This is a genomic window from Streptomyces sp. NPDC026246 (assembly GCF_055567995.1).
Genome location: NZ_JBVHPJ010000009.1, coordinates 292,166 through 313,482, shown reverse-complemented (window position 1 = coordinate 313,482; position 21,317 = coordinate 292,166). Strand labels below are relative to the sequence as shown.

Sequence of the window (21,317 nt, the reverse complement as noted above, 5' to 3'; positions counted from 1 at the left end):
GGGGCCCGGAGCGTCCGGTGGCCATGGCCGGCGGACCGTTGCCGCGGTCGCCTGCGAGACTTGCCCCATGCGCATTGTGGTTCTGGCAGGCGGCATCGGTGGTGCCCGGTTCCTGCGTGGTCTGAAGCGGGCCGTGCCCGACGCGGACATCACGGTCATCGGCAACACCGGGGACGACATCCACCTCTTCGGGCTGAAGGTCTGCCCGGACCTGGACACGGTGATGTACACGCTCGGCGGCGGCATCAACGAGGAGCAGGGCTGGGGGCGCGCCGACGAGACCTTCCACCTCAAGGAGGAACTCGGGGCGTACGGCGTCGGGCCCGACTGGTTCGGCCTGGGCGACCGGGACTTCGCCACGCACATCGTGCGGACGCAGATGCTGGGTGCCGGGTACCCGCTGAGCGCGGTGACGGAGGCGCTGTGCGACCGGTGGCGGCCGGGCGTGCGGCTGATCCCCATGTCGGACGACCGCGTCGAGACGCACGTGGCCGTCGAGATCGACGGCGAGCGCAAGGCGATCCATTTCCAGGAGTACTGGGTGCGGCTGCGCGCCTCGGTGGCCGCCGAGGCGGTCGTGCCGGTGGGCGCCGACCAGGCCAAGCCCGCGCCGGGCGTGCTGGAGGCCATCGCCTCGGCGGACGTGATCCTCTTCCCGCCGTCCAACCCCGTCGTCTCGATCGGCACGATCCTCGCCGTGCCCGGTATCCGCGAGGCCATCGCCGACGCGGGGGTGCCGGTCGTCGGCCTCTCCCCCATCGTCGGCGACGCGCCGGTGCGGGGCATGGCCGACAAGGTGCTCGCCGCCGTGGGCGTCGAGTCGACGGCGACGGCCGTCGCCGAGCACTACGGCTCGGGCCTGCTGGACGGCTGGCTCGTCGACACGGTGGACGCGGGCGCGGTGGAGCCGGTCGAGGCGGCCGGGATCCGCTGCCGGGCCGTGCCGCTGATGATGACCGACGCCGACGCCACCGCCCGCATGGCCCGGGAGGCACTGGACCTGGCGGAGGAGGTGCGCGGCGCGTGAGCGGCGGGGAGCGGGGCGCCGGCGGGTACCGCGTGTGGGCCCCGGCCGGGCTGCCCGAGGTGACGCCCGGGGACGATCTGGCCAAGCTGATCGCGGCCGCCGAGCCGGGGCTGGCCGACGGCGACGTGCTGCTCGTCACCTCGAAGATCGTGTCCAAGGCCGAGGGCCGGATCGTCCGGGCGGACGACCGGGAGGCCGCGATCGACGCCGAGACGGTCCGGGTGGTCGCCCGGCGCGGCGCCCTGCGCATCGTGGAGAACCGGCAGGGCCTGGTCATGGCCGCCGCCGGGGTCGACGCCTCCAACACCCCCGCCGGCACCGTGCTGTTGCTCCCCGAGGACCCGGACGCCTCCGCCCGGGCGATCCGCGACGGGCTGCGGGACGCGCTCGGGGTCGACGTCGGAGTCGTCGTCACCGACACGTCCGGACGGCCCTGGCGGGCCGGGCTCACCGACGTCGCCATCGGCGCGGCGGGCGTGCGCGTCCTGGACGACCTGCGCGGCGGCACGGACGCGCACGGCAACCCGCTCAGCGCCACCGTCGTCGCCACGGCCGACGAACTCGCCGCCGCGGGCGACCTGGTCAAGGGCAAGTCGGCGGGTCTGCCCGTCGCCGTGGTGCGGGGGCTGTCCCACGTCCTGGCGGACGGCGACGGGGAGGGGGCGCGGGCCATGGTCCGCGGCGCCCGGGACGACATGTTCCGCCTGGGCACCTCCGAGGCGGTCCGGCAGGCCGTGACCCAGCGCCGCACCGTGCGGGCGTTCACCGACGAGCCCGTCGACCCCGCTGCCGTACGGCGGGCCGTGGCCGCGGCCGTGACGGCACCCGCCCCGCACCACACCACGCCGTGGCGGTTCGTGCTGCTGGAGTCGCAGGGGTCGCGGACCCGGCTGCTGGACGCCATGCGGGACGCCTGGATCGCCGACCTGCGGCGGGACGGGAAGACGGAGGAGTCGATCGCCAAGCGCGTGCGGCGCGGCGACGTCCTGCGCGACGCGCCCTGCCTCGTCGTGCCCTGCCTCGTCATGGACGGCTCGCACCACTACGGCGACGCCCGCCGGGACGGGGCCGAACGCGAGATGTTCGTGGTCGCCACCGGGGCCGGCGTGCAGAACTTCCTGGTCGCGCTCGCCGGTGAGCGGCTGGGCTCGGCATGGGTGTCGTCGACGATGTTCTGCCGGGACGTGGTGCGCGAGGTGCTGGACCTGCCGGGCGACTGGGACCCGATGGGGGCGGTGGCGGTCGGGCATCCGGCGGCAGAACCGCGCGAGCGGCCCGAGCGGGACGCGGAGGCGTTCATCGAGGTGCGGTGATCAGGGCCGGGCGGGGCCTACCCTCGTAGGGCCCGCCCGGCACCGGCACTCGCATCCAGGGACTTCACTGATGGCAGGACGATTCGCTCCCCGGCCCACCCGCACGTCCGTGCGCGGTGGCCATGTCGCCGTGGGCGGGGGCGTGCCGCGGCAGGCCGCGGGGCCGGGGCGGGTACGGGACTGGGTGCCCGACGGGCCGCTCGACCTGGGGCTGGTGCTCGGGCCGCTGCGGCGCGGGCCCGGGGACCCGACGTTCCGTGCGACGCCGGACGGCTCGGTGTGGCGCGCCAGTCTCACCCCGGCCGGACCGGGCACGCTGCGGGTGTGCGCCCACGGCGGCGGGGTGCGCGGGCAGGCCTGGGGGCCCGGGGCCGAGTGGCTGCTGGAGCGGATGCCGGAGCTGCTCGGGGCCGCGGACGAACCGTCGGCCTTCGTGCCGCGGCACCGGCTGCTGGCGACGGCACGGCACCGGCGGCCCGGGCTGCGGCTGACGCGCAGCGGGCTGGTGCTGGAGTCGCTGATCCCGTCGATCCTGGAGCAGAAGGTCACCACGGACGAGGCGTACCGGGCGTGGCGGCTGCTGGTGCGCCGCCACGGCGAGCCCGCTCCGGGCCCGGCGCCCGAGCGGATGTACGTGATGCCGGCGCCGCGCACCTGGGCGCTGATCCCGTCGTGGGAGTGGCACCGCGCGGGGGTCGACAACAAGCGGGCGTCGACGATCCTGCGCGCCGTGCGGGTCGCCGCGCGGCTGGAGCAGACGGTGGGGATGGAGCCCGCAGCCGCCCGGGCCCGGCTGGAGCTGGTGCCGGGGATCGGGCCCTGGACCTCCGCGGAGACGGTGCAGCGCAGTCACGGTGCGGCGGACGAGGTGACGGTCGGCGACCTGCACCTGCCCGGCATCGTGGGCTGGGCGCTGGCCGGGGACCGGGACGCGGACGACGCGGTGATGCTGGAGCTGCTGGAGCCGTACGCCGGGCAGCGGCACCGGGCGGCCCGGCTGATCCTGCTGAGCGGACGGGTCCCGGCGCGCCGGGCGCCGAAGATGCCCCGGTGGGACATCGGGCGGTTGTGAGGCGCGCCGGACGGGGCGGTCCGGCCGCCCCGTCGCACGAGTGGCCTACTGGTCCGAGGAGAAGCGGACCGCGCCCGCCGGGATGCGGGCGTCGCACCATATGCGGGCGCCCTCGAGCAGTTCGTTGTCGGCGCCGATCACCGCGCCGTCGCCGATGACCGTGCCGGTGAGGACCGAGCGCTCGCCCACGCGGGCCCGGGTGCCGATCAGCGAGTCGGTGACGACGGCTCCCGGCTCGATCACCGCGCCCGGCAGGATCGTGCTGCCGAAGACCCGCGCGCCCTCCGCGACGAACGCGCCCTCGCCCACCACCGTGCCGCCGGACAGCTTCGCGTCGGAGGCGACGCGGGCCGTCGGCAGCACCAGGCGGTCGCCGCAGCGGCCCGGGACGGCGGGCGACGGGGCCCGGCCCAGCACCAGGTCGGCGGAGCCGCGCACGAAGGCGGCCGGCGTGCCCAGGTCGAGCCAGTAGGTGGAGTCGACCATGCCCTGCAGATGGGCGCCCGCGGCCAGCAGGTCCGGGAAGGTCTCCCGCTCCACCGACACCGGCCGGCCCTGCGGGATCGTGTCGATGACCGAGCGGCGGAAGACGTAGGCCCCCGCGTTGATCTGGTCGGTGACGATCTCCTCCGGCGTCTGCGGCTTCTCCAGGAACGCCAGCACCCTGCCCGTGTCGTCCGTGGGGACCAGGCCGTAGGCGCGCGGGTCGGTGACCTTGGTGAGGTGCAGGGAGATGTCGGCGCCCGACGTCGCGTGGGTGTCGACCAGGGCGCGGATGTCGAGGCCGGTGAGGATGTCGCCGTTGAAGATCAGGACCGGGTCGTCGGGCCCGGAGTGCAGCCGGGAGGCGACGTTGCGGATGGCTCCGCCGGTGCCGAGCGGCTCCTCCTCCGTGACGTACTCCAGGTGCAGGCCGAGCGCGGAGCCGTCGCCGAAGTAGGGCTCGAAGACCTCGGCCAGGTAGGACGTGGCGAGGACGATGTGCTCGACGCCCGCCGCTCTCGCTCTGGCCAGCTGGTGCGTGAGGAAGGGCACCCCGGCCGCCGGGACCATGGGCTTGGGCGTGTGCACCGTGAGCGGGCGCAACCGGGTGCCCTTGCCGCCGACCAGGAGGATCGCTTCTGTCACGTGTCGTCTCTGCTTCCTGCCGGGACCGGCCGAACTGTCTTTCGGCCGGTCAGTGTATGCAGACCGTTCCGTGGCGCCTTCGCTGGCCGTGCGGCATCCCGCCCCCCTGCCCCGCATGCCCCCCGGCGGCGGTGCGAACGTGTGCTCAGCGGCCCTGGTAGTGGGCCGCCTTGGAGCGGGCCGAGCCGAGCTTCGCGTAGAGCTTCCCTCCGGGGCACTCCGTCTTGAAGCCGTCCCGGTGCCCCGAGATCACGTTCATTCGCACTTTCCTGCCCTTGCTGTAGAGGTTGCTGCCGGCCGACTTCAGCGTCGTCTTCTTCTTCGGGTTCATCCCGTGCAGGCCGAGCTTCCAGGCGCTGAGCCGGGCGACGGCCTTGACCGCGGCCTTCGACGGCTTCTTCGAGCCGTACGTCCCGAGGACGGCGATCCCCATGCTGTTGCTGTTGAAACCGAGGGTGTGCGCGCCGAGGACCGGCTTGGCCACGCCTCCGGCCCGGCCCTCGTAGATCTTTCCGCACTTGTCGACGACGAAGTTGTAGCCGATGTCCCGCCAGCCCATGCTCCTGACGTGGTAGCGGTAGATACCGCGGATGAGTGAGGGGACCTGCGAGCAGCTGTAGCCGTTGCCGCTGGCGGTGTGGTGCACGAAGGCCGCCTTGACCTTCTTCGTGTACTTGAAGCCCGACTCCCGCAGCCCTTCGTCCGCGCCCCAGCCGCGCCGCGTGACGATGGCCGGGCGGGGGCCGATGTACGGCTTCGCCCGCGGGGCGGTGGCGACGCCCTCGGCGGCGAGCGCGAAGAGCTCCTGCTCGGTCCCGGCGCGGTCGAGGGCCGCGATCTGGGTGGCACCCGGGGCGGCGAGGCCGGCGTTGGCGGCGGAGGCCTCGGCGGCCGCGGAGCTCTCGGCGGCGGCACCCGCCGTGCGGGGGCCTTCGGCGGACTGGGTCTCGTCGCCCGGGTCGACGAGTTCGAGACGGAGTCCGGCGGGGAGCGGGGGTGCGGCGGCCGCCCCGCGGGCGTCGGTGCCCTGCCCGGTGGCGTCCTGCGCCGGCTCGGAGCGGACCCGGAGCTCCACTCCGTCGGAGTCGCCCACCCACAGCGGTGCCGTGGCGCCGCGCACCCGGCCCGAGGCGCCCTCGGCGGTGTCCCGGTCGGCCGCGTGCTCGGTGTTGTGCGTCTCCAGGGCCTGCCAGTCGGACCAGGCGCCGGTCGCGGCGGTGCGGGTGCGGACCTGGACGCGGCCGTGCAGTTCGGCCGCGGGGTCGTCCCAGACGACCCCGACGAGGGAGAAGTGGCGTACGGAACGGCGGGGCACCACCTGCTCGGTGAGGGAGGCGGAAGGGGTGGCTCGGTCGCGGGCGGAGGGCTCCAGGGGGAGGGACTGGGTGCTGCCGGGGACGGCGGGCGCGGCCGCGCGAGGGGCCGGTGCGCCGGGGGTGCCCGCGTCGGCCGCGGGTCTCGCCGCCGCGGCGGCGGGCGGGGTGAGGGGAAGGGCCAGAGCGGCCGCACAGGTGACACCGATCGAGGAGGCTAGGAATCCACGCATGCCCCTGATCTTGGACATAGTCATACAAGTCTGTCCATCTGGGATGTGACGGACTGTCGGCCCGGATTCCGCCGAACCGGTGGCGCATTCGGGCGGGGCGAGAGGCCGTCCCTTGGGCGCGGGCCCGGGTGTTGCGTACGCTTGCCCGGGTGAACGCCACCGATCGCACCCCTGCCGACCTGCTGGCTTCCGCGCTCGCCGCGGACCCCGGACGCCCCCTGGTGACCTTCTACGACGACGCGACGGGCGAACGGGTCGAACTGTCCGTGGCCACGTTCGCCAATTGGGTGGCCAAGACCTCGAACCTGCTCCAGGACGAGCTGTCCGTCGAACCCGGGGACCGGGTGGCCCTGCTGCTGCCGGCACACTGGCAGACGGCGGTGTGGCTGCTGGCCTGCGCGTCGGTGGGGGTCGTCGCCGACGTGACCGGGGACGTGCGGGCCGCGGACGTCGTGGTGAGCGGGCCGGACGGCCTGGAGACGGCCCGGGGCTGCTCCGGGGCGCGGATCGCGATGGCGCTGCGACCGCTGGGCGGACGGTTCCCGCAGGTGCCCGAGGGCTTCGCCGACTACGCGGTGGAGGTGCCGGGGCAGGGCGACCGGTTCGTGCCGTACACGCCGGTGGACCCGGACGGCCCCGCGCTGATCGTGGCCGGCCGCGAGTTCAGCGGGGCCGAGGTCGTCGAGCGGGCCCGGGCGGAGGCGACGGGCCTGGGACTGACCGGCCCCGGCTCACGGATCCTGTCCGGGCTCGGCTTCGACACGTGGGAGGGCCTGAACGCGGGCCTGTACGGGCCGTTGGCGACCGGAGGCTCGGTGGTGCTCTGCCGCAACCTGGACCGGGCCGACGCCGGGGTGCTCGACAAGCGGATCGAAAGCGAACGCGTCACGACACTCGCGCAGGGCTGAGTCGAAGGGCTTACGCCTCGGGGAGCTGGGCCGAGTACAGGGCTGACGCCCGGGGCGGCGTGCCGGATGCGACGCGACGGTCGCCCTCGGCTGCGCCGGGCAGTGGGCGCGGCGCGACGGGGCTGCTGCGACGGCCCCCGCACCCGCCCCGACCCCCGCGCCGCGACGTTGCCGGTTCTGCCCCGTCGCGTCCGGGCTGTCGGGGTGTGGGGGGCGGCTCGTTCGCCCGTTCGGCTTATGTCCACCCCTCCCCCGCGGCCCGTCCGGGTCATCGTCGTAGGAGCAGTGCGCACGTTCCTACGTCAGGAGGGGTGGTCCCTGTCGTGGCCGACACAGGAGGGCAGGGGCCGGTGCAGGGGCCGGTCGCCGGGGCCACGGCCGGTGGCGGGGGCCTGACCCGGCGGCGTCGGCGGCGGTTCGTGCGGATCGCCGCGTTCACCTTCACCGGCGTCGTCCTCGTGGCCGCGGGCGTGAGCTGGGCCGTCTACGCGAAGCTCAGCGGGAACATCACCCCCGACGAGGCCGCCGCGGCCGAGCTGGCGCGCTACGAGAAGGAGCGGCCCACCGCCCTCGTCAAGGACGCCCGGAACATCCTGCTCATCGGGTCGGACTCGCGCGAGGGCGACGACAACGCCCGCTACGGACGGGACTCGGGCACCGAGCGGTCGGACACCGCGATCCTGCTGCACCTGTCCGCGGGCCGCGGCCGGGCGACCGCCGTCTCGATCCCCCGCGACCTGATGGTCCAGCTGCCGGGCTGCCGCCGCCCGGACGGGTCCCGCAGCGCGCCCCGGTTCGCCATGTTCAACCAGGCGTTCCAGGTGGGCGGTTCGGCGTGCACCATCCGCACGGTGGAGAAGCTCACCCGCATCCGGGTGGACCACCACGTCGTCGTCGACTTCCACGGCTTCAAGGAGATGGTCGACGCGGTCGACGGGGTCCAGGTGTGCCTGCGGGAGCCGATCGACGACCGGGCCGCGAAGCTGCGGCTGCCCGCGGGACGGGTCACCCTGAACGGCGAGCAGGCCCTCGGCTACGTCCGCGCCCGCAAGTCCCTCGGCGACGGCAGCGACACCGAGCGGATGGAACGCCAGCAGCGCTTCCTCGGCGCCCTCGTCAACAAGGTGCGCAGCAACGACGTCCTGCTGAACCCGGCGAAGCTGTATCCCGTGCTGGACGCCGCCACGTCCTCCCTCACGACCGACCCGGACCTGGCCAGCCTGCGCGGGTTGTACGAACTCGTGCGCGGCCTGCGCGACATCCCCATCGAACACGTGCAATTCCTGACCGTGCCGCGGGAGTCGTACGCGCTCGACGCCAATCGCGACCAGCTCGTGGAGCCCGAGGCGGAGGAGTTGTTCGAGCGGCTGCGCACCGACCGGGCGGTGGTCGTGGCGGGAAACGTACCGCCGAATCCCGCGCCCGACGAGCCCCGTGACGGGCGCGTCGGGTCGAACGGAGAGTCGTACCGCGGGCCCTCCGGGAAGCCGTCCGTCGCCGTTTCTCCCCCTCCGACGTTCCGGGGGAACACCGCGGCCGAACACTCCTGTGAGTAAAGCGGGTCCCAAGGGGAGCCGAGGTGACGCACTCTTCCTCTGGGAAATGGGCGAATTGCCCAGGTGTAGGGACGTGGAATTTGTCACCGCCGTCGTTCGACGCTGAAGTGGGCGGTTAGTGTGAGCGATCCGGTGCGCCCGGCTTTCGAGGAACGGTCCTCGAGTCGCGCACTGTGACCGAGACCCGAGCGCCTGGAGGGGGAAGGCGCCGCGTGCCCCGACGGAGGAATCAGGCAACCGTGGACGCGCAAGGCCGTGGGCGGGCGGACGACATCGATCCCGCCGACCAGTGGGTGCTCAACCCGAACACCGGCGAATACGAACTGCGACTGGGCCCTTCCGCACCGCAGTCGGTGCCGGGCCCCCGCAGGCCGCGGTCCTCCGACGCGGCCCCGCCGGCCCGCGGTCGCAAGGAGGCCGCCGGACGCCCGCGCCGGGACGGCCCGGGCCAGAAGTCCCGCAGCCGCGAGACGGCGCGCCGCGAGGCACCGGGGCGGGAGACCCCGGGACGCGACGCCCCGGACCGTGCCGTGCCCCCGCCGCGCAGACGGCGCGGGGCGCCGGAGGAACCGCCGCCGGGACGCCGCGGCAGGCGGCCGGTCAAGAAGACGTCCAAGGGCAAGAAGGTGCTGCTGTGGACCGGCGGCACGATGGCCTTCGTGCTGGTCGCCGGAGCGGGCGCGGCGTACCTCTACATCCAGCACCTCAACGACAACATCGCCTCCGTCTCCGACGACGGCGCGAGCACCGGTGGCTTCGAGAAGGACAAGGCCATCAACATCCTGCTGATCGGCACGGACAAGCGCACCGGCAAGGGCAACGAGAGCTACGGCGACGCGGGCAGTGTCGGGCACGCCGACACCACGATCCTGCTGCACGTCGCCAAGGACCGCTCCAACGCCACCGCGCTCAGCATCCCCCGCGACCTCATCGTGGACGTGCCGGACTGCCCGACCACGCAGGACGACGGCTCGCAGAAGGTCATCCCCGGCACCCAGCGGGCCCGCTTCAACACCAGCCTCGGCCAGGACGGCCGCACCCCCAGCTGCACCATGCGGACCGTGACCGAGCTGACCGGGGTCAAGCCGGACAACTTCATGGTGGCCGACTTCAACGCGGTCAAGACGCTGACCAGCGCGGTCGGCGGGGTCGAGGTCTGCCTGGGCAAGGACATCGACGACCCGGACTCCCATCTGAAGCTGTCCAAGGGCACGCACACCATCGAGGGCGAGCAGGCGCTGGCCTTCGTGCGGACGCGGCACGCCGTGGGCTTCGGCGGCGACCTGAGCCGGATCGGGCTGCAGCAGCAGTTCCTGAGCGCGCTGATGCGCAAGCTGAAGTCCAACGACACGCTGACCAGCCCGCAGAAGATGCTCGACCTGGCCGAGGCGGGCACCAAGGCGCTGACCGTCGACTCGCAGCTGGACAGCATCGGCAAGCTGAAGGACCTCGGCCTGGAGCTGGGCAAGCTCAACGTCAAGAACCTGACCTTCACCACGGTGCCGGTCATCGACAACCCGGCGGAGAAGGTGAAGGCCACGGTCGTCCTCGACGACTCGAAGGCCCCGCAGGTCTTCAACATGATCCGCAACGACGTGTCCTTCACCGCCGTCAAGCAGAAGAAAAAGAAGGAGGCGGCCGCGGTCGCCGCCCGGCTGAAGGGCAGCAAGGCCCCGGCCTCGGAGGTGCGGGTGCGGATCCTCAACGGCGGTGCCGTCGCCGGCAGCGCCCAGGAGACGCTCAGCTGGCTGCAGAACGAGGAGGGCGTGACCAAGTCGGAGAACGCCGGCAACGCGCCCGAGGCCCTGAAGAAGACGACCCTGGAGTACGCCCCCGACCAGGCCGGGCAGGCCCGCCGTCTGGCCGACATCATGGGCCTGTCCGGGGCCGCGATGAAGCCCGGCGAGAGCGTCACCAACTCCCAGGGTCTGCCCGCGATCACCCTCACCCTCGGCAAGGACTTCGAGGGTGCGGGGGTGCCGCTCACGACCCCGGACAAGGCGCCGGAGGGCGTCGACAAGTCCACGGCCGACAAGGTCGAGTGCGCCAAGTGACGTGACGGGCCCGGCGTACGTCCTACAGGGCGTACGACTGGCCGTGTCCGATGACGCGCGCGACGCCGCGCGGGGTGGGAAGACGGGGGAGAGATGGCGCAGGGCAGCAGTGTGTTCGGGGAGGGGACGAAACCGGGCCCCGGGCCGCGCCGGCCGGTGGCCGGGGACGGCGTTCCGGCGGGCCGGGCGGGTGGCTCCGGCGGTACGGGCGGCGGGCCGCCGCGAAGCCGCGGCCGCCGCGTGCTGCGCTGGTCAGCCCTCGGGCTGTCCGCGCTCGTGCTGGTCACGTCCGGGGCCGGTTACCTGTACTACGAGCACCTGAACGGCAACATCCACAAGGGCGAGCGCAGCAGCGGCGACTCCAAGGCGCGCAGGACCGAGCCGAACGCGGCCGGGCAGACACCCCTGAACATCCTGCTGATCGGCTCCGACAGCCGGAAGTCAGATGCGAACGTGCGGCTGGGCGGCAGCCGGGACAGCCGCGGCAACCCCCCGCTGGGCGACGTGCAGATGCTGATCCACCTGGCCGCGGACCGCAGGAGCGCGTCCGTGGTGAGCATCCCGCGCGACACCCGGGTCGACATACCCCCGTGCACGGACCCGGAGAGCGGCCGGACGTACCCGCCGGTGAACACCATCATCAACGCCTCCCTCGCCCGGGGCGGAGCGGGCTGCACGCTGACGACGTGGGAGAACCTCACCGGCGTCTACATCGACCACTGGATGACGATCGACTTCGCGGGCGTGGTGCGGATGGCCGACGCCATCGGCGGGGTCGACGTCTGTGTGCGCCAGAACGTGTGGGACCGCCCGCTGCCCGGTGTGCCCGGCGGCTCGGGGCTGAAGCTGAGGGCCGGCCACCGCAAGGTGCAGGGCGAGCAGGCGCTGCAGTGGCTGCGCACCCGCCACGCCTGGGGCAGCGACCCGCTGCGGGCCCGGGCGCAGCACATGTACATGAACTCGATGATCCGCACGCTCAAGGCCCAGAACGTCTTCACCGACACCGGCCGGCTCACGGACCTCGCGGAGGCGGCCACCAGGTCGCTGCACGTCTCCGAGGAGATCGGCACGGTCAAGAAGCTGTACGACCTGGGCACCCAGCTCAGGACCGTCCCCACCGACCGCATCACCATGACGACGCTGCCCACGGCCGCGGACCCCCAGGACGCCAACCACCTGGTCCCGGCGGGGGCCGACGCCGACCGGGTGTGGGAGATGCTCCGCGACGACGTGCCGTTCGACGGCAAGGGCTCACGGGCGTCGAAGAAGCCCCGGGCGAAGACGTCCCGGGACCCGGCCGCGCCGGACGGCGAGATCGAGGTGCGGGTGCGGAACGCCACGCGTTCCGGCACGCTCGGGCCGGTCGGCGGGCGGGCGGCCGCCGTGGCGCGGACCCTCGCGGGCAAGGGCTTCACGAAGGCCGTGGCGGACACCTCCGGCGCCGTGGCCGAGGAGCGGACGGTGGTGCGCTACCCGAACGCCGGCCTGGAGGGCGACGCACGGCGGGTCGCCAAGTCGCTGGGTGTGCCGATGAGTTCGGTACGGCGGTCGTCGGACGCCTCGGGGGTGACCGTCGTCGTGGGCGCCGACTGGCGTACGGGTACGGCGTATCCGAAGCGGCCGGAGCCCGGGACCGGGGATCTCCCCGGTGACGCGGACGCGCTCAACGGCTCGGACGCCGGCACGTGCATGGACGTCTACAAGCCCTATCGCTGGTGAACGGCCGGGTGCCCGCGGACACACGTGTGCACCGAACTCCGCTTGCAAATTTGAGCGTTGATGCCCGATATGCGGACGTCGAATTCGTCGTTCTGCGCACACCGACGTTCAACCGGGCGGATAGTGTGAGCGATCCAGTGCTTCTGTGACGATCGAGTACCCGTGCGCCTCCCCGGGGGGAGGGGCGCCGCGTGCCCCGACGGAGGAAACAGCGACCGTGGACGCGCAACGCCGTGGGCGGGGGGACCGGATGGACCCCGCGGACCAGTGGGTGCTCAATCCGAAGTCCGGTGAATACGAGCTGCGACTGACCCCTTCCGCACCGCAGTCGCCCCGCCCGGACGTGCCGCCGCAGCGCAGGCGGCGCACCGAGCCCGCCGAGCCCCCCGCCGGACGGCGCGGCGGTCGCCGGCCGGCGCAGCCGAAACCCCGGCGGGGCAGGAAGGTGCTGCTGTGGACCGGCGGCACGATGGCCTTCGTGCTCGTCGGCGTCGCGGCCGGCGGCTACCTCTACCTCCGGCACCTCGAAGGCAACGTCACCACCACCGACGTGGGCAGCGCCGGCGCCTCGGACTTCAGCAAGGACGAGGCGTTCAGCATCCTCGTCGTCGGCACGGACAAGCGCACCGGCGAGGGCAACGAGGGCTACGGCGACAAGGGCAGCTCCGGGCACGCCGACACCACGATCCTGCTGCACGTCGCCAAGGACCGCTCCAACGCCACCGCGCTCAGCATCCCGCGCGATCTGATCGTGGACATCCCGGACTGCCCGACGAAGCTGGAGGACGGCTCCGAGAAGGTCGTCCCCGGGTCGCGGGGCGTCCGCTTCAACCGCAGCCTCGGGGAGAACGGCCGAGACCCGGGCTGCACGATGCGCACGGTGGAGGAGAACACCGGCATCCCCGTCGACCACTTCATGATGGCCGACTTCAACGCGGTGAAGACGCTGACCACGGCGGTCGACGGCGTCGACGTGTGCGTGGAGAGGCCGATCGACGACAAGGACTCCAAACTCGTGCTGCCCGCGGGCGAGTCGACGGTCGAGGGCGAGCAGGCCCTCGCCTTCGTCCGCACGCGCAAGAGCTTCGGCAACAGCGGCGACCTCGACCGCATCAAGGTGCAGCAGCAGTTCCTCGGCTCGCTGATGCGCAAGATGTCCTCCAGCGACACCCTCACCCATCCGTCCAAGCTGCTGAAGCTCGCGGAGGCCGCGACCGAGGCGCTGACGGTGGACAAGGCGATCGGCTCGGTCGGCACCCTCAAGGACGTGGCGCTGGAGCTGAAGAAGGTGCCGACGAAGAACATCACGTTCACGACCGTCCCCGTGAAGGACAACCCGGCGGAGACGGTGAAGGCGACGGTCGTCCTCGACGAGTCGAAGGCGCCCCAGGTGTTCGACATGATCAGCAACGACGTCTCGTTCACCGAGGTCAAGAAGCAGCGGAAGAAGGAGAAGGACGCCGCGGCCGCCCGGCTGAAGGGCGGCAGGGCCCCGGCCTCGGAGGTGCGGGTGCGGATCCTCAACGGCGGTGCCGTCGCCGGCAGCGCACAGAAGATGCTCCAGTACCTCCAGGTCGAGGAGGGTGTCACCAAGTCGGAGAACGCCGGCAACGCGCCCGAGGCCCTGAAGAGGACGACCCTGGAGTACGCCCCCGACCAGGCCGGGCAGGCCCGCCGTCTGGCCGCCATCATGGGACTGTCCGGAGCCGCGATGAAGCCCGGCGAGAGCGTCACCAACTCCCAGGGCCTGCCCGCGATCACCCTCACCCTCGGCAAGGACTTCAAGGGCGCGGGCGTGAAACTGAACGCCCCTGCCGAGGCGCCGGAGGTGGACAGGTCCACGGCCGACAAGGTCACGTGCGCGAGTTGACCCGCTGAGGGCAACTGACGGGCCCGTCGTGCGTCTAACAGGGGGCAGGACGGGCCTGTTGCATGCGCCGGGGGGCGGGAAGGACCGGGGAAGTGACGCAGAGCGGTGTGCGGGAGGACGGAGTGCGACAGGGCGTCCGTGGACCGGGAGCGGAGGAGACGGTGCCGGACGACGCCTCGGCGCTGGACGCCGGCACCCCGCCGGAGGACGGCAGCCGGCCGGACGGTGACGGCCCGTCGCACGGTGACGGCCCGCCGGACGGTGACGGGGGCGACGGGCGGGACGGCAAGGCGGGCGGGGCGCGCCGCGGCGGCCGTCCCCCGCGTCGGCGGCGGGCGCTGAAGTGGGCCTCCGCCGTGCTGGCCGTGCTGATACTCGGGACCGCCGGAGCGGGGTACCTCTACTACCGGCATCTCAACGGCAACATCAAGAAGGACGCCCTGAACCTCGGCGACGGCAAGGTCGCCGCCCCCACCCCCAACGCCGCCGGCCAGACCCCGCTGAACATCCTGCTCATCGGCTCCGACGCCCGGGACACCGAGGAGAACCAGAAACTCGGCGGTGCCCGCGAGACGTTCGGCTCCACCCCGCTCGCGGACGTGCAGATGCTGCTGCACGTGTCGGCCGACCGCAGCAACATGTCGGTCATCAGCATGCCGCGCGACACCCTCGTCGAGATCCCCAAGTGCACCGACCCGGACGACGGGAAGGTCTACCCGGGCACCCGGGGCCGGACCATGACCAACCAGAGCCTCGGCCACGGCGGTCCCGGCTGCACGGTCGCCACCTGGCAGGAGCTGACCGGCATCCACATCGACCACTTCGTGATGGTCGACTTCGCCGGGGTCGTGTCGATGGCCGACGCGGTCGGCGGGGTGCCCGTCTGCGTGGACGCCAACATCCACTCGCGCACCTCCGACGGCAAGGGCTCGGGCCTGAAGCTGCGAAAGGGCACCACGTACATCCAGGGCGAGCAGGCCCTGCAGTGGCTGCGCACCCGCTACGGCTTCGAGGACGGCAGCGACCTCGCCCGCGCCAAGGCCCAGCACATGTACATGAACGCGATGGTCCGCCAGCTGCGCGAGAACGCCACCCTCAGCAGCCCCAACAAGCTGCGCAGGCTCGCCGAGGAGGCCACCCGGGCGCTGACCGTCGACCCGGGCCTGGACACGGTCAAGAAGCTCTACGACCTCAGCGACCAGCTGCGGATGGTCGAGCCGGAGCGCATCACCATGACCACGATGCCCAACCGGTACGTCGGCGCCCGCGTCGAACCCACCGAGGACGCCGAGCAGCTGTTCCGGCTGGTGCGCGAGGACATCGCGCTGGACGGCAAGGACAAGCCGAAGGCGGCGGTGGACAAGGCCTCCGACGACCCGGCCGCCGCCGACGGCGAGATCGCCGTGCAGGTGCGCAACGGGACCCGGACCGACACCCTGGCCCCGGCGAGCGGCCGGACCACCGCCGTCGCCGGACTGCTGAAGGAGCGGGGCTTCACCCAGGCCGTCGCCGACACCGACGGCTCGTGGAGCGAGAAGACGACCGTCGTCCGCTATCCGAGCGCCGACCTGGAGGGCGACGCCCAGCGCGTGGCCAAGGCCCTCGGGATACCGCTGGGTTCGGTGAAACGGTCCACCGGCGTCAGCGGTGTGACCCTCGTCGTCGGCGCGGACTGGCGCACGGGTGACGCCTACGAGTCGCCGGAGCACAGCGACAGGACGCCCGAGTCGGCGCAGGCCCTCAACGGGGCGGACGACAAGGCCTGCATGAAGGTGAGCCCCGGCTTCACCTGGTGACGGCGACGGGCCCCTCCCGCGGGGGAAGGGGCCCGTGACGCGACACGCGGGGACGGAAGGGGCGTCAGCCGGTGGCGGCGTCCGCGCGGACCGCCGGGCGCCGGGAGGCGATGACCTTCTTCGCCAGCGACCGGGGGCTGGTCAGGAAGCCCCAGCCCCACGACATGTGCATCGTGGCGAGCGCCACCGGGATCCGCAGCCGCGCCTTCAGCGGCAGCCCCTTGCCCGCGGGCACCGAGCCGAGCGCGATCGCCGCGAGGTAGCCCCCGGGCACCACGAAGCCCCACGGCGTCAGCAGGGCGCCCACGACGGTCCCGGCCGCGATCGCGCACACGGCGGTCGGCGGGGCCAGGTAGCGCAGGTTGATGGAGCCCTCGTGGTAGCGGGCGACGACGTGCCGCCAGCGGCCGTAGTCCTTGTACTGCTTGGCGAGCGCCTTCACGCTGGGCCGCGGCCGGTACGACACCTTCAGCTCGGGCGAGAACCAGATCAGCCCGCCCGCCTCACGGATGCGGAAGTTCAGCTCCCAGTCCTGGGCGCGGATGAACTCCACGTTGTAGCCGCCCTGCTGCTCCAGCGCCTCGCGCCGGAACACCCCCAGGTACACCGTCTCGGCCGGGCCCGCCTGGCCGCCGGTGTGGAAGGCGGCGTTGCCGACCCCGATCTTCGAGGTCATCGCGGCGGCGACCGCGTGCTCCCAGTCGTTCTCACCCTCGGCGTGCATGATGCCGCCGACGTTCTGCGCGCCGGTCTCCTCCAGGAGCCGTACCGCGGTGGCGATGTAGTTCGGCGAGAGCATGCCGTGGCCGTCGACGCGGACGACGATCGGGTGCCTGGAGGCGTTGATCGCGGCGTTCAGCGCGGCGGGCGTGCGGCCCGTGGGGTTGGGGACGGTGTGCACGCGCGGGTCTTCGGCCACGAGCTCGGCGGCGATCTCGTCCGTGCGGTCCGTGGACGGACCGAGGGCGATCACGACCTCCATCTCGCCGGCGTACTCCTGCGCGAGGATCGCTTGGACTGCTCCCCGCAGATGCCGCTCCTCGTTGAGGACGGGCATGATCACGGAAACGGCGGGGAGCCGCACGTCGGGATTGGCGTTCATAGGGGGCTCACGTTACCGCGAACGGGGGACACCGGTGCGCGCCGCCGGGGCGGTACCGCGGGCCGCAGATCGTATCGGCCTACGGTTTCACGGATCCCACGCACGGCCGTCGTCCGGAGGTGCCCCATGCCCACGCCGCCGCGGTCCCCTCGGTCCACCGCCGCCCCGCAGCGCCGCCCCCAGCCGCCCTCCCGGCGGCCCCCGCGCCGGCCGGCCCCGCCCGGGCGCGGGCGGCGCCGGCCCCGCTGGGGCCTGCGGATCGTCACCACGCTGTCCGTGGTCGTCCTCGCCTCGGCCGGGATCGGGCACGCGGTGATGACCAGCCTGGACGCGGACATCGCCCGGGTCGACCCCTTCAAGGACATGAAGAACCGCCCGCAGGCCGGCCACGGCATGAACGTGCTGCTGGTCGGCACCGACGGCCGCGACCGGATCAGCAAGGAGGAGCGGCGCAAGTACCGGCTGGGCGGCGCCCCCTGCCACTGCACGGACACGATGATGATCGTGCACATCTCGCAGGACCGGGAGCGGGCCAGCGTGGTCAGCCTGCCGCGCGACTCCTACGCCGTCACACCGGCGCACGTCGACCGCACCTCGGGCGAGCGGCACCGCGGGCACCCGGTGAAGCTGAACGCGGCGTACGCCGAGGGCGGGCCGCAGCTGACCGTGCGCACCGTGGAGAGCATGACCAAGGTGAAGATCGACCACTACCTGGAGGTCGACTTCACCAGCTTCATGAAGACGGTCGACGTGGTCGGCGGTGTGCAGATCTGCACCGCGGACCCGCTGAGGGACAGCTACACCGGCCTGAACCTGCCGGCGGGCCGCCACACGCTCGCCGGCGGACAGGCCCTGCAGTACGTGCGCGCCCGCCATGTGGACGGGGCCTCCGACCTGGGCCGGATGAAGCGGCAGCAGCGGTTCCTCGCGGCGCTGGTGGAGCGGGTCACCTCGTCCGGGATCCTGCTCAACCCGATGAAGTTCCGGGACGTGACCCGGGCGGTGCTGGGCTCGGTGCGCGCGGACAAGGGGTTCGGCACGGACGAGATGCTGGACCTGGGCCGGGCGATGCGGAACTTCTCCCCGTCCTCGTCCGAGTTCACCACCGTCCCGATCGGGCGCATGGGCTACGCCGTGAAGGGCGTCGGCTCGACGCTGAAGTGGGACCCGGTGAAGGCCGAGCGGCTCTTCCACGCCCTGCGCCAGGACCAGCCGCTGTCGGTGCACCACCAGCGCGGCGCGGCCCTGATCGTCCCGGTCGCCCCGCAGCAGATCCGCGTCCAGGTGGAGAACGGCACCCGGACCGCCGGTCTCGGGCGCCGCGTGGACGCGGCCCTGGCCTCGACGGGTTTCCGCACCACCAAGGCGCCGGTGAACTCGGCCACCCGTGACGTCAGACGCACGGTCGTCGCCCACGACCCGCGCTGGGACCGCTCCGCGAAGTCCCTCGCCGCCGCCCTGCCGGGCAGTGAGCTGCGCCCGGTCCGGGGCCTCGGCCCGACGCTGAAGGTGATCGCGGGCACGGACTTCGAGCGGGTGCGCAAGGTGCGGGCGGAGGACCCGGGGCAGGGCGAGTTCGGCGTGGTGCGCGGCGACGAGGTGGCGTGCTCGTAGGGACGGCCGGGCCGCGGGGCTGCGGCGTTCCCCGGGCGGGCGCGGCGGCGCCTCAGTCCTCGAAGCCCTCCGCGGCGCGCTTCTCGCGCAGTTCCTTGATCGCCCGGCGGCGGGCCAGACGGTGGGTGCGGCGGATCTGTGCCTCCTGGTAGCGGCGCTTGTCGCGTTCCGTCTCGGGGAGGACCTGCGGGACCCGGCGGGGCCTGCCGTCGGCGTCGACGGCGGCGAAGACGAGGTAGGCCGAGCCGACCTGGGTGGCCGGGGTGGACTCGTTCCAGCGTTCGGCCAGCACCCGGACACCGACCTCCATGGAGGTCCGGCCGGTCCAGTTGACCTGTGCCTTGACGTGCACCAGATCACCGACGCGCACCGGCTCCAGGAACACCATCTCGTCCATGGAGGCCGTCACCGCCGGCCCGCCGGAGTGCCGCCCGGCGACGGCCCCGGCGGCGTCGTCGACCAGCTTCATGATCACCCCGCCGTGCACCGTCCCCAGAAGGTTCGTGTCGTTGTGGGTCATGATGTGGCTGAGGGTGGTGCGGGACGCCGAGGTCGGCTTGCCCGGGATCTCCGAAGCGCCGGAATCCGCAGCTGGGGCCAGGTCTGTCATGGCCCCCACCTTATGCCGCGGCGGCGGGCGGGGGATTTGTGTCAGCTTCGCCACAGCCGTGCTCTGATTTTCCGACGACTCTTGTATGGCCCACCACCGGGACCTGCACACTGTTCGGCATGAATGATTGGCCCGAGGGGTTCTCCGGCGACAACCGCGGCAGCCGGTACGGACGGGGCAGCTCCAGCGCACAGCCCGAGAGCGCCCGTGTCATGCGGCAGGTCCGCCGCGGTCCGGCGGCACCGCCCGGGCAGTCCGGCTACGGCGGGGTGCCGCCGCAGCCGTCGTACGTCGACGGCGCCGGCCACGGACCCGCCGACGGTTACGACAGCGGCTACAACACCGGCCAGGTCTACGGCACCCCCGGAGGCAGGGGCCCCGGCGGCCCGGGCGACGGCCGGTACGAGCCGCGCCCCGCGCCGGACTGGCGCCGCCGCATCAAGGTCACGGCGATCACGGTCGCGGTGGTGCTGGTGGTGACGGGCGTCGGCACCTACTTCTGGGCCGACTCCAAGCTGAACCGCGAGGTCGACCTGTCGAAGGTCATCGAGCGGCCGGAGGCGGGCGAGGGCACGAACTACCTGATCGTCGGCTCCGACAGCCGCAAGGGCATGTCCGCCGAGGAGAAGAAGAAGCTGCACACCGGGTCCGCCGAGGGCAAGCGCACGGACTCGATGATGATCCTGCACACCGGCGGCGGCGCCCCGACGCTGGTGTCGCTGCCGCGCGACTCGAACGTCACGATCCCGTCGTTCAAGGGCTCCGACTCCGGCAAGTTCTACCCGGCCACGGGCCGCCAGACGAAGCTGAACGCGGCCTACGCCGAGGACGGCCCGGAGCTGCTGGTGCGCACGGTGGAGGCCAACACGGGCCTGCACATCGACCACTACGTGGAGATCGGCTTCGCCGGCTTCGCGAACATCGTGGACGCGGTCGGCGGGGTCGAGATGGACATCCCGCAGGACATCAAGGACACCAAGTCGGGAGCGGACCTCAAGAAGGGCAAGCAGACGCTGAACGGCGAGGAGGCCCTGGCCTTCGTCCGCACCCGTTACGCCCTGGCCGGCTCCGACCTGGACCGGACGAAGAACCAGCAGAAGTTCCTCTCGGCCCTGGCCAACCAGGTGGCCACCCCCAGCACGATCCTGAACCCCTTCAGGCTGTACCCGACCATGGGCGCGGGCCTGGACTCGCTGGTCGTCGACAAGGACATGGGCCTGTACGACCTGGCGTCGATGTTCTGGGCGATGAAGGGGGTCAGCGGCGGCGACGGCAAGTCCATGAACATGCCGATCGCGGGCAACACCGCCAACGGCAACCTGCAGTGGGACAGCGCGAAGGTGAAGACGCTGGTGAACCAGCTGAAGAACGACGAGACGGTGACCGTCTCCGGCAACTGAGCACGGCCGGACCGCGCGGCCGGCCGACAGCCGAAGGGGGGCACCCGGGCGGGTGCCCCCCTTCGCCGTGCGGCGCGTTCACATCGTGGTGGCGGACATCGACCGGCACATGTCGGCGCAGCGGCGACACGCCTCCGCGCACCGCATCATCTGGGCGTCGTCCGGCATGGACATACACGCCTCGGCGCACATGTCGCAGGCCCGGGCGCACATCGCGCACATGTCGGCGGACAGCGGCGAGCGGCGCATCATCATGTCGGCGCACATGCGGGTCATCTCGGCGCAGTCGATGACGGCGCGCATGATCGGCATCTGGGCCGGGCCGCCCATCTGCAGGCAGGAGCTCATGGTCTCCTCGCAGACGCCGTGGCAGGTCATGCATGCCTGGACGCAGTCCTGCATCTCCTGGCTGAGCGGGGTGGCGGTGGCGGGCTGCTGGGTCATGACGTCCTCCCGGGGGGAGCGGGAGCCGCGGATCGGCACCCGCCCTTCCGTCCTACGCCTGTCGCCCCATGACCACCACAGGGCCCACGCCCGTGTGCGAAGCGGCGCGGGCCGCCCCGGGGCTGTGAGGCACGACTCATTCCCGGCGGCGTGAAATC

16 protein-coding genes are annotated in these 21,317 nt (G+C 72.7%); 11 read left to right on the top strand and 5 right to left on the bottom strand.

The annotated features are described in order from the left end of the window. Positions 1-67 precede the first annotated feature (67 nt). The 3 genes from cofD to ACZ4M5_RS23915 all read left to right on the top strand — a co-directional run bounded on the left by cofD (position 68) and on the right by ACZ4M5_RS23915 (position 3,412). On the top strand, positions 68-1,027 hold the full coding sequence (gene cofD / locus ACZ4M5_RS23925; RefSeq protein WP_467739858.1) for a 2-phospho-L-lactate transferase: 960 nt from the start codon (positions 68-70) through the stop codon (positions 1,025-1,027). Beyond that, positions 1,024-2,340: a coenzyme F420-0:L-glutamate ligase gene (locus ACZ4M5_RS23920; RefSeq protein WP_467739857.1), complete on the top strand. Its 1,317-nt coding sequence runs from the start codon at positions 1,024-1,026 to the stop codon at positions 2,338-2,340. The genes cofD and ACZ4M5_RS23920 overlap by 4 nt, the downstream gene beginning before the upstream one ends. 70 nt (positions 2,341-2,410) lie before the next feature. Beyond that, positions 2,411-3,412 (top strand): DNA-3-methyladenine glycosylase family protein, encoded by a 1,002-nt coding sequence (locus ACZ4M5_RS23915; protein ID WP_467739856.1) that lies wholly within the window; start codon positions 2,411-2,413, stop codon positions 3,410-3,412. Between the two features lie 45 nt (positions 3,413-3,457). Here the strand turns inward: ACZ4M5_RS23915 and manB are convergent, their stop codons facing one another. Beyond that, positions 3,458-4,540, bottom strand: a complete 1,083-nt coding sequence (gene manB / locus ACZ4M5_RS23910; RefSeq protein WP_376332693.1) for a mannose-1-phosphate guanylyltransferase — start codon at positions 4,538-4,540, stop codon at positions 3,458-3,460. Between the two features lie 145 nt (positions 4,541-4,685). Next, positions 4,686-6,086: a peptidoglycan recognition protein family protein gene (locus ACZ4M5_RS23905; RefSeq protein WP_467739855.1), complete on the bottom strand. Its 1,401-nt coding sequence runs from the start codon at positions 6,084-6,086 to the stop codon at positions 4,686-4,688. A gap of 149 nt (positions 6,087-6,235) precedes the next feature. Here ACZ4M5_RS23905 and ACZ4M5_RS23900 point away from each other — a divergent pair, with 149 nt between their 5' ends. The 6 genes from ACZ4M5_RS23900 to ACZ4M5_RS23875 all read left to right on the top strand — a co-directional run bounded on the left by ACZ4M5_RS23900 (position 6,236) and on the right by ACZ4M5_RS23875 (position 15,989). Further along, entirely contained in the window at positions 6,236-6,994 is a 759-nt protein-coding gene (locus tag ACZ4M5_RS23900) for a TIGR03089 family protein (protein ID WP_467739854.1), read from the top strand. A gap of 323 nt (positions 6,995-7,317) precedes the next feature. Continuing rightward, complete coding sequence (locus tag ACZ4M5_RS23895) at positions 7,318-8,550, top strand: LCP family protein (RefSeq protein ID WP_467739853.1); 1,233 nt, start codon at positions 7,318-7,320, stop codon at positions 8,548-8,550. A gap of 239 nt (positions 8,551-8,789) precedes the next feature. Then, entirely contained in the window at positions 8,790-10,604 is a 1,815-nt protein-coding gene (locus ACZ4M5_RS23890; protein ID WP_467739852.1) for an LCP family protein, read from the top strand. Between the two features lie 93 nt (positions 10,605-10,697). Further along, the gene (locus ACZ4M5_RS23885) at positions 10,698-12,323 is read left to right on the top strand and encodes an LCP family protein (RefSeq protein ID WP_467739851.1); all 1,626 of its coding nucleotides are present in this window, start codon (positions 10,698-10,700) and stop codon (positions 12,321-12,323) included. 217 nt (positions 12,324-12,540) lie between these two features. Then, entirely contained in the window at positions 12,541-14,193 is a 1,653-nt protein-coding gene (locus ACZ4M5_RS23880; RefSeq protein ID WP_467739850.1) for an LCP family protein, read from the top strand. A gap of 92 nt (positions 14,194-14,285) precedes the next feature. Then, positions 14,286-15,989, top strand: coding sequence for an LCP family protein (locus ACZ4M5_RS23875; protein ID WP_467739849.1), 1,704 nt, complete (start codon positions 14,286-14,288; stop codon positions 15,987-15,989). Positions 15,990-16,053: 64 nt separating this feature from the next. Here ACZ4M5_RS23875 and ACZ4M5_RS23870 read toward each other — a convergent pair whose 3' ends face one another. Beyond that, complete coding sequence (locus ACZ4M5_RS23870) at positions 16,054-17,091, bottom strand: glycosyltransferase family 2 protein (RefSeq protein WP_467739848.1); 1,038 nt, start codon at positions 17,089-17,091, stop codon at positions 16,054-16,056. A gap of 126 nt (positions 17,092-17,217) precedes the next feature. Between ACZ4M5_RS23870 and ACZ4M5_RS23865 the strand changes: the two genes are divergently transcribed. Next, entirely contained in the window at positions 17,218-18,705 is a 1,488-nt protein-coding gene (locus ACZ4M5_RS23865; RefSeq protein ID WP_467739847.1) for an LCP family protein, read from the top strand. A gap of 52 nt (positions 18,706-18,757) precedes the next feature. On the opposite strand, the gene ACZ4M5_RS23860 is transcribed toward ACZ4M5_RS23865, so the two are convergent. Continuing rightward, complete coding sequence (locus tag ACZ4M5_RS23860; RefSeq protein ID WP_398112447.1) at positions 18,758-19,315, bottom strand: acyl-CoA thioesterase; 558 nt, start codon at positions 19,313-19,315, stop codon at positions 18,758-18,760. Positions 19,316-19,434: 119 nt separating this feature from the next. On the opposite strand from ACZ4M5_RS23860, the gene ACZ4M5_RS23855 reads away from it, so the two are divergent. Further along, positions 19,435-20,715: an LCP family protein gene (locus ACZ4M5_RS23855; protein ID WP_467739846.1), complete on the top strand. Its 1,281-nt coding sequence runs from the start codon at positions 19,435-19,437 to the stop codon at positions 20,713-20,715. Between the two features lie 78 nt (positions 20,716-20,793). Here ACZ4M5_RS23855 and ACZ4M5_RS23850 read toward each other — a convergent pair whose 3' ends face one another. Next, on the bottom strand, positions 20,794-21,159 hold the full coding sequence (locus ACZ4M5_RS23850; RefSeq protein ID WP_467739845.1) for a four-helix bundle copper-binding protein: 366 nt from the start codon (positions 21,157-21,159) through the stop codon (positions 20,794-20,796). Positions 21,160-21,317: the final 158 nt, after the last annotated feature.

Coding starts and splice junctions, on each gene's coding strand:
- cofD (WP_467739858.1), top strand. CDS start 68: ATGCGCATTGTGGTTCTGGCAGGCGGCATCGGTGGTGCCCGGTTCCTG.
- ACZ4M5_RS23915 (WP_467739856.1), top strand. CDS start 2,411: ATGGCAGGACGATTCGCTCCCCGGCCCACCCGCACGTCCGTGCGCGGT.
- ACZ4M5_RS23905 (WP_467739855.1), bottom strand. CDS start 6,086: ATGCGTGGATTCCTAGCCTCCTCGATCGGTGTCACCTGTGCGGCCGCT.
- ACZ4M5_RS23885 (WP_467739851.1), top strand. CDS start 10,698: ATGGCGCAGGGCAGCAGTGTGTTCGGGGAGGGGACGAAACCGGGCCCC.
- ACZ4M5_RS23870 (WP_467739848.1), bottom strand. CDS start 17,091: ATGAACGCCAATCCCGACGTGCGGCTCCCCGCCGTTTCCGTGATCATG.
- ACZ4M5_RS23865 (WP_467739847.1), top strand. CDS start 17,218: ATGCCCACGCCGCCGCGGTCCCCTCGGTCCACCGCCGCCCCGCAGCGC.
- ACZ4M5_RS23860 (WP_398112447.1), bottom strand. CDS start 19,315: ATGACAGACCTGGCCCCAGCTGCGGATTCCGGCGCTTCGGAGATCCCG.
- ACZ4M5_RS23855 (WP_467739846.1), top strand. CDS start 19,435: ATGAATGATTGGCCCGAGGGGTTCTCCGGCGACAACCGCGGCAGCCGG.
- ACZ4M5_RS23850 (WP_467739845.1), bottom strand. CDS start 21,159: ATGACCCAGCAGCCCGCCACCGCCACCCCGCTCAGCCAGGAGATGCAG.